General features: G+C 63.0%; 6 protein-coding genes. 5 read left to right on the plus strand and 1 reads right to left on the minus strand.

The window, feature by feature from the left end; translation table 11 throughout:
• The first annotated feature begins 173 nt into the window (after window positions 1–173).
• A complete protein-coding gene (locus JQ629_RS33930) occupies window positions 174–500 on the plus strand; it encodes a GrlR family regulatory protein (protein WP_212265359.1) in 327 nt (108 codons plus the stop codon).
• A 4-nt stretch (window positions 501–504) separates the two neighbouring features.
• Here JQ629_RS33930 and JQ629_RS33935 read toward each other — a convergent pair whose 3' ends face one another.
• Window positions 505–2,406: a caspase family protein gene (locus tag JQ629_RS33935; RefSeq protein WP_212416309.1), complete on the minus strand. Its 1,902-nt coding sequence runs from the start codon at window positions 2,404–2,406 to the stop codon at window positions 505–507.
• Between the two features lie 329 nt (window positions 2,407–2,735).
• Here JQ629_RS33935 and thrS point away from each other — a divergent pair, with 329 nt between their 5' ends.
• The 4 genes from thrS (at window position 2,736) to JQ629_RS33955 (ending at window position 6,910) form a co-directional block, all read left to right on the plus strand.
• On the plus strand, window positions 2,736–4,781 hold the full coding sequence (thrS, locus tag JQ629_RS33940) for a threonine--tRNA ligase (RefSeq protein WP_212416310.1): 2,046 nt from the start codon (window positions 2,736–2,738) through the stop codon (window positions 4,779–4,781).
• The gene (locus JQ629_RS33945; RefSeq protein ID WP_212416311.1) at window positions 4,781–4,981 is read left to right on the plus strand and encodes a hypothetical protein; all 201 of its coding nucleotides are present in this window, start codon (window positions 4,781–4,783) and stop codon (window positions 4,979–4,981) included. The genes thrS and JQ629_RS33945 overlap by 1 nt, the downstream gene beginning before the upstream one ends.
• 100 nt (window positions 4,982–5,081) lie before the next feature.
• Window positions 5,082–5,645, plus strand: a complete 564-nt coding sequence (locus tag JQ629_RS33950; protein WP_212416312.1) for a nitroreductase family protein — start codon at window positions 5,082–5,084, stop codon at window positions 5,643–5,645.
• A 257-nt stretch (window positions 5,646–5,902) separates the two neighbouring features.
• Complete coding sequence (locus JQ629_RS33955; protein ID WP_502753617.1) at window positions 5,903–6,910, plus strand: alpha/beta fold hydrolase; 1,008 nt, start codon at window positions 5,903–5,905, stop codon at window positions 6,908–6,910.
• The last annotated feature ends 578 nt before the right edge of the window (window positions 6,911–7,488 follow it).

Genomic DNA, 7,488 nt, shown 5'->3' on the forward strand with positions numbered 1-7,488 from the left:
CGGTCGCCTCAGCGATCGAAGACTTCTTCCAGCTCCTTCCCATCGTACCGCTGAATTCCACTGATCGAATTGTGATGTTGATGGCCCAACGATTTAGGGCGCGCAGCATTGCCCGACGCAGGGCCGCACCATAGGGTGCATACATTACATGATACAACTTTTGGGGATGGATTTTGCAGGACGGCTTATACAAGGTTGAATTTCATACGGTTCATGGAACCGGCACCGGCGTGATTTACGCCTTCGGCGGCAAGCTTCGGGGCGGCAATTCGGCTTTCGCGTTCATCGGCAATTACACCGACAAGGGCGACGGCATTCAGGCCAAGGTCACCACCGAGCGCCACAACCCCGATCCGGCTTTCAAGCCGCTGTTCGGGACCGACATGGTCACGCTGACGCTGAAGGGGGCCGACAACGGCAGCATGGTCGACTTCGAAGGCACCGCGCTGCAATTGCCCGGCGTCACATTCAAGGCCGTGCTGACGCGGATGGCGGATTAAAGCGTTATCGGTTCACGAAGAAAAAGTCCTCGCGTCCGGGCAGCGAACCATACGTGTAAGGCTCCTGCCGCCCCGCGGTCGCCTCCATCACGTCATCGCGGACGAGACGGAACAGCTTGTTGATCTCGACGCCTGGCGTCGCGATCCGCTGCACGACCGCGACCGCAAACGGCGAATAATCCCCCTCGCCGTCCAGCGCGGTCTCGCCATGCTTGGCGGCGTAAACGACCAGCGATGCGCCCTGCACCTTGACCTCGCCAAGCCCGCGGCCGACCGAGCGCGTCTTCGCGCCGCGCGTGTCGCCTTCGTTCGAAGCCGGCGCCCGCGCGGCGGCAACCGGCGGCGGGCTCGATGTTGCCGAATTCGCAAACGGGTTGTCCCGGCAGGCATCGAGCATCACGAGCTTGAGCTTCTTCGCGCCGTCGATCGCCGCCATCACCTGATCCAGCGGCATCGCCTCGAACAGGGCGTCGCGGCCGGATGCCAGTTTGGCATCGACCGGTATCAGGTAATTGACGCCATTCACCTCGATTCCGTGGCCGGCATAATAGACCATCGCCCAGTCGGACTTGTCCGCGGCCGCCGCAAACGTGCGCAGCGCCTCGGTCATTTTCTCGCGCGTCACGTCGATCGCGACCGTGACGCTGTCGAAGCCGATCGCGCGCAATGTGCCCGCGATTTTTTCGGCGTCACGGCGCGGATTCTCCAGCACCGCAACCGATTTGTAGGCGGAATTGCCAATGATCAATGCGGCCCGGCGGCCCTGTTTTGCCGCCGTAGCCTTGGCCGCTGCGGGTGCCACGACGGGTATCGCAACGGCCGGGGTCGGCACCGAATTCGTCGAGGCCGCCCTGGCGGGGGCCGGAAGGATGGTCGGCTGCGGCACACCCGAGGAAAGCGCCGCAAGACGCGCCTCGGCCGTTTCACGCGCGGATTTCGACAGGTCGCCCCGGCCGGAATTCTCGCTGATCGACAGCGCGTTGCGGAACTCGGATTTTGCGCGCTCGAGATCGCCGGTGCGTTCGAACGTCAGTCCGCGGCCGGTGAGCGCCGGCGCGAAGTCCGGTTCGATCCGGACAGCCTGGTTGAAGTCGGAAAGCGCTCGGTCGTATTCGCCCATATAACGCAGCGTCTCGCCGCGCAGCGTCAGGCCAAGGGCGATGCCGGGACCGCCGGCGTAAAGCTCGATGGCGCGGTCCTGGTCCTGCAACGCACGCTCGAGGTTTCCGGTGCGACGCCAGGCGTCGCCGCGGTTGGCATAGTATTTGGCGTTCTTGGGCGCGAGCTTGATCGCAACGCCGAAATCGGCGGCCGCCTTTTCATACTCCCCCATCGTCTTCAGGATCAGCGCGCGGTTGTTGTAGGCCGAGGCGCGATAGGGGTCGTTGTTGATCAGGGAGATCGACTTGTTGATGTCGGCAAGCGCCGCAGCGTAGTCCCCCTTGTCGCTGAACATGTTGGCCCGCTGGTTATAGACCGCGGGATCGCGGGGCAGGATCGCAGCGGCTTCGTTCAGCACCTCGATGCCGCGATCGAAATCGCCTTTGCAGTGCTGCCAGTAGTACGAGATCCACAAATGCAGATCGTAATAAGCGGAGCTCTTTTTGGAGGGCGAGACGTCCTTGGCGCGCATCAGGTCGGCAAACCCGGCGTCGCATTTCTTCTGGTTGAGGAGGCTCTGCGCGCGGTACGACAGCGCCAGCGTCAGCTTCGCCGCGGACCGGCTGGTATCGATCAGGATCGTGCAGGCCGCGACGCGGTCATCCAGTTCGCTGGTGCTTTTCAGCGGACCGACCTTGCAGCCGCTTGGCTGCTCGCGCGCCATCGCGCTGTCCGGCGCCAGACCCACGGCCGCGAACTGAAGCGCCACTAAAGCGGCATACGCCGCGGTATTGCCTACCCTCACGATGCCCCCTCGGATTCCCCACGGCGAGGGAAGCACGCGAACCTGGTCTTGTCACGATGACGCTGTGTGGAACTTTGGCGTTGTGCGCGCTTGCATCGCGCGCGTCAGCGCGGCGCAACGCCGTCACGCGCACCGGTCGCCTGCACGGTGGTTTTTGGCGGCGGACAGGTCGCCACCAAGAGACCTCACAGGAGCGGGATACGTATCATCGCAGGGATCGGCCGCCGATTTTCTTGATATTGCCCGATTGCAGGAGCCGAATCCCCTGCTATACCGCCTGTTCCCGCTTACCTGCGCTCGTTCGCAGGAGTGAGCTCAAGGAGACGCCAATGCCTGACAGCAATGCACCCGCACCGGGATTCCAATTTGGCCTTGCGAACTTGAAACCGGCCGAACCCGTGCAAAAAATCACCCTCACCTTCCCCGATGGCGCCAGGCGCGAATTTCCCCAGGACATTACCGGGCTCGAGATCGCCAAGGGCATCTCGCCGTCGCTGGCCAAGCGCACGGTGGCGATGGCGCTCGATGGCGTGGTCGCCGACCTCAACGATCCGATCTCGGGCGATGCCAGGATCGAGTTCGTCAACCGCGACGACCCGCGCGCGCTGGAACTGATCCGGCATGACGCCGCCCACGTGCTCGCCGAAGCGGTGCAGTCGCTGTGGCCGGGCACGCAGGTCACCATCGGTCCGGTGATCGAGAACGGGTTCTATTACGACTTCTTCCGCAACGAGCCGTTCACGCCGGAAGATTTCGCCGCGATCGAAAAGAAGATGCGCGAAATCGTCGCGCGCGACAAACCCTTCACCAAGGAAGTCTGGTCGCGCGAGAAGACAAAACAGGTGTTTCGCGACAAGGGCGAAGCCTTCAAGGTCGAACTGGTCGACGCCATTCCCGGCGACGAGCCGATCAAGATCTATTTCCAGGGCGACTGGTTCGATCTCTGCCGCGGGCCGCATATGACCTCGACCGGCAAGGTCGGCAACGCGTTCAAGCTGATGAAGGTCGCGGGCGCCTATTGGCGCGGCGACAGCAACAACCCGATGCTGACGCGCATCTACGGCACCGCCTTTGCGAAGCAGGAAGACCTCGACCTCTATCTGAAGCAGATCGAGGAGGCCGAGAAGCGCGATCACCGCAAGCTCGGCCGCGAGCTCGACCTGTTTCACTTCCAGGAGGAAGGTCCCGGCGTGGTGTTCTGGCACCCGAAGGGCTGGACGGTGTTCCAGGCGCTGATCGCCTATATGCGCCGCCGCCTGACCGGCGATTACAGCGAGGTCAACGCGCCGCAGATCCTCGACAAGGTGCTGTGGGAGACTTCAGGCCATTGGGACTGGTACCGCGAGAACATGTTCGCGGCGCAATCCGCCGGCGACGAGGCCGAGGACAAGCGCTGGTTTGCGCTCAAACCGATGAACTGTCCCGGCCATGTGCAGATCTTCAAGCATGGCCTGAAGAGCTATCGCGATCTGCCGCTGCGGCTCGCCGAATTCGGCGTGGTGCACCGCTATGAGCCGTCGGGCGCGATGCACGGCCTGATGCGCGTGCGCGGCTTCACCCAGGACGACGCGCATGTGTTCTGCACCGAGGCGCAGCTCGCCGACGAATGCCTCAAGATCAACGACCTGATCCTGTCGACCTATGCGGATTTTGGCTTCGAGGGTGAGCTGACGATAAAACTCTCGACCAAGCCGGAGAAGCGCGTCGGCACCGACGAGATGTGGGATCACGCCGAGCGCGTGATGGCCACCGTGCTGTCGGAAATTCAGGCCAGCGGCAGCAACCGCATCAAGACCGCGATCAATCCCGGTGAAGGCGCGTTCTACGGACCGAAGTTCGAATATGTGCTGCGCGACGCCATCGGCCGCGACTGGCAATGCGGCACCACGCAGGTCGACTTCAATCTGCCGGAGCGGTTCGGCGCGTTCTACATCGATGCCGACGGCTCCAAGAAGGTGCCGGTCATGGTGCATCGCGCGATCTGCGGCTCGATGGAGCGCTTCATCGGCATCCTGATCGAGCATTTCGCCGGCAACTTCCCGCTCTGGCTGGCACCGGTGCAGGCCGTCGTCACCACGATTACTTCCGAAGGCGACGAGTACGCCAAGGTGGTCGCCGCCGCGGCGCGGCGCGCGGGCCTGCGCGTCGAGATCGACCTGCGCAACGAGAAGATCAACTACAAGGTCCGCGAACACTCGCTGGCGAAAATCCCGGCCCTTCTCGTCGTCGGCAAGAAGGAAGCCGAGTCCCATTCGGTCTCGGTCCGCCGGCTCGGCAGCGAAGGCCAGAAGGTGATGCCGACCGACGAGGCGCTGGCGGCCCTGGTCGAGGAAGCCACCCCGCCTGACGTCAAGCGGGCCAGGCTCGAGACCTGATGGCTGACGAGCAGGAGCTTCCCGCTTTTCCGATCCGGGCTTACCAGCTGATCCCGGATCCCAACCGGCCGACGGTGGTGGCGCTGGCGATCGAAACCGAACAGGGCCACAGCCTGTTTCTGGCGACGCGGGAAATTCTGGAAGACCTCGGGAAGGATCTGCTGGAGCGGGCGGCGAAGATGCCGCCCCGCAAGCCTTAAGCGTCGTCACAATCGATCTAAACTGGCTTTCGGTGGCCTCCTTGCCTCCCTATCTGCGTGGTAGGCAATTGCCCAATCCTGTCCGACGAAAGAGACTCTCGTGCCCGATGCCCTTGAACTGCTGAAACTCCGCCGCTCCATCAAACCGCGCGAGATGAGCGGCCCCGGCCCCTCGGCCGACGAACTCGACACCATCCTGACTATCGGTTCGCGCGTGCCGGATCATGGCAAGCTGACGCCGTGGCGCTTCATCGTGTTCGAAGGCGATGCGCGCGCCCGTGCCGGCGACGTCATCGCAGCAGTGTTTGCGCGCAAAAATCCCGGCGCGCCGGCGACCGATATCGAGATGGAGAAACGCCGGATGATGGACGCACCACTGGTCATCGCCGTGGTGAGCTTTGTGAAACCGCACCCCAAGGTGCCGGCGTGGGAGCAGGAATTGTCCGCCGGCGCCAGCGCCATGAACATCGTCACCGCGGCAACCGCGCTCGGCTACGGCGCCAACTGGCTTACCGGCTGGTTCGCGTTCGACCGCGACGTGCTCGAAGGCCTCGGCGTGAAGCCGGACGAAAAGCTCGCCGGCTTCATCCATATCGGCACGCCGTCAAAGCCCGCCGAGGACCGCCCTCGCCCGGCGCTGTCGGATATCGTGACGCGGTTCTGATCGTTACGCCGCCTTTGAGGTACGCGGGCCGAATCCGGACAATAGGCGTCGCTGCCCCATTCCTGAGGAAGGCGGGAGCGCAACTGGCGATCTCATCACCGATAAAAGCCACTGACCGGGCGCCTGGCGGGCTCATATGCGCCTGAAGCCGCGACTTCTCAAATGGTTGAGGAACGATCCGTGCTGAGGGTGGTTTAACGCGCACTGCAACATTTGTCGGGTGGCCGACGTTTCGTGCAGGCACCCCTGGTGTGAGCATGACCCCAATGAATCGACTAAGCCGGCTTCCGACATCCGTCAGGCGGAACCGGAACGCTGCAGCGGGACATTCCTATGCGGTGGCCGCAGTTGTTGCGGCAGGAGCGCTGGCGGCGACCGCGCTCCTGAACCGTCATCTTGCGAAGAAGGCAGAGCACGACAATCCGCCGGCCGGCCAGTTCCTCGATGTGGACGGTGTCCGCCTGCACTACGTGGAACGAGGTTCCGGCGAGCCGCTGGTGCTTCTGCATGGCAACGGCAGCATGATTCAGGACTTCGAATCCAGCGGATTGGTGGACCTGGCCGCCAAGAGCTACAGGGTCATTATTATCGACCGTCCCGGTTTCGGCCACAGCAGCCGACCGCGCAATGTCGTGTGGACGCCCGATGCCCAGGCTCAATTGATCCAGCGCGCGCTTAAGCGGCTCGGCGTTTCACAGGCGATCGTACTCGGGCACTCCTGGGGCGCATCGGTGGCGGTCGCCCTGGCTCTCAAGTTTCCCGACATGGTGCGCGGCTTGGTTCTCGCCTCGGGCTACTACTATCCTACCCTGCGTCCCGACGTCGTGGCCCTGTCCGCCCCGGCTGTGCCCGTTGTGGGCGATATCATGGGCCACACGCTGTCGCCCATGATCAGCAGACTGATGTGGCCGCTCATGATGGCGAAGATCTTCGGACCCAAGTCGGCGCCTGCCAAGTTCGAGCAGTTCCCGAAGGAGATGGCGCTTCGTCCTTCGCAGATCCGCGCTTCGGCCGCCGAGTCGGCGCTCATGATTCCCGATGCCTTCCATTTCGAGGACAAGTATGCGGAGCTTAAGATGCCTGTCGTCATCATCGCCGGCGAAGACGACCGGCTGATCGACATCGACAAGCAATCGGCCCGGTTGCATTCCGACGTTTCGCAGAGCGCGTTTCACCGCGTCCCTCAAACCGGGCACATGATTCACCAGACAGCGACGGGCGAGGTGATGGCTGCGATCAACGAAGTTGCCGGCAACGGCCCCTAGGCCACAATCAATTCACGAAGTGTTTTCGTGATTTCAGGTCCGTGGGGCGGATTGGAGCCGAAGGCGCAATCCGCCGCCCGGGGTACATCGCAAACGTGGCCTGTGCTCTATCGTCGCGCTTGCGCTGTCGGCGAGCGGAGAATGCGAGAACAATGATGACCCGCAGCGATCGAGCCAAAATGGCGGATTACGCCTTCGGCTCAATCCGCCCCACGAGTTGTCGGATATCGTGGCTCGGTTCTAGGATTAAATCGGAACGGGCCCAATTTTCTGATTCAATTTCAAACAGCCAGGCAGACCACGGCTTCGCGATCTCGCGGCGCTGATCGCCCGAGGTTTGCAGGTAATTTTCGCACCTCTCTAAAGAGAGGGCGCAGGGAATGCCGGGTGCGCGCTGCACCCGCGGTCTCGTGTGCGATTGTGCATAAGAATGCTGCACACGAGCATACAGGGCAGCGGAGAGCATCCGACATTCCCTGCGCAATGGCTTTACGGCTTATGACGCGCTCTCCCCGGTGAGACGGCCTCTATTGCCACCGTCGCCCTTCGGAAGCGTTGGCTCCCGAAAGACTTGACGC

The organism is Bradyrhizobium sp. AUGA SZCCT0222 (assembly GCF_018130205.1).
Classification (GTDB): Bacteria; Pseudomonadota; Alphaproteobacteria; order Rhizobiales; family Xanthobacteraceae; genus Bradyrhizobium.

Excerpts from the sequence above, each read along its gene's own strand:
- thrS (WP_212416310.1), top strand. The coding sequence starts at position 2,736 with ATGCCTGACAGCAATGCACCCGCACCGGGATTCCAATTTGGCCTTGCG.
- JQ629_RS33945 (WP_212416311.1), top strand. The coding sequence starts at position 4,781 with ATGGCTGACGAGCAGGAGCTTCCCGCTTTTCCGATCCGGGCTTACCAG.
- JQ629_RS33955 (WP_502753617.1), top strand. The coding sequence starts at position 5,903 with ATGACCCCAATGAATCGACTAAGCCGGCTTCCGACATCCGTCAGGCGG.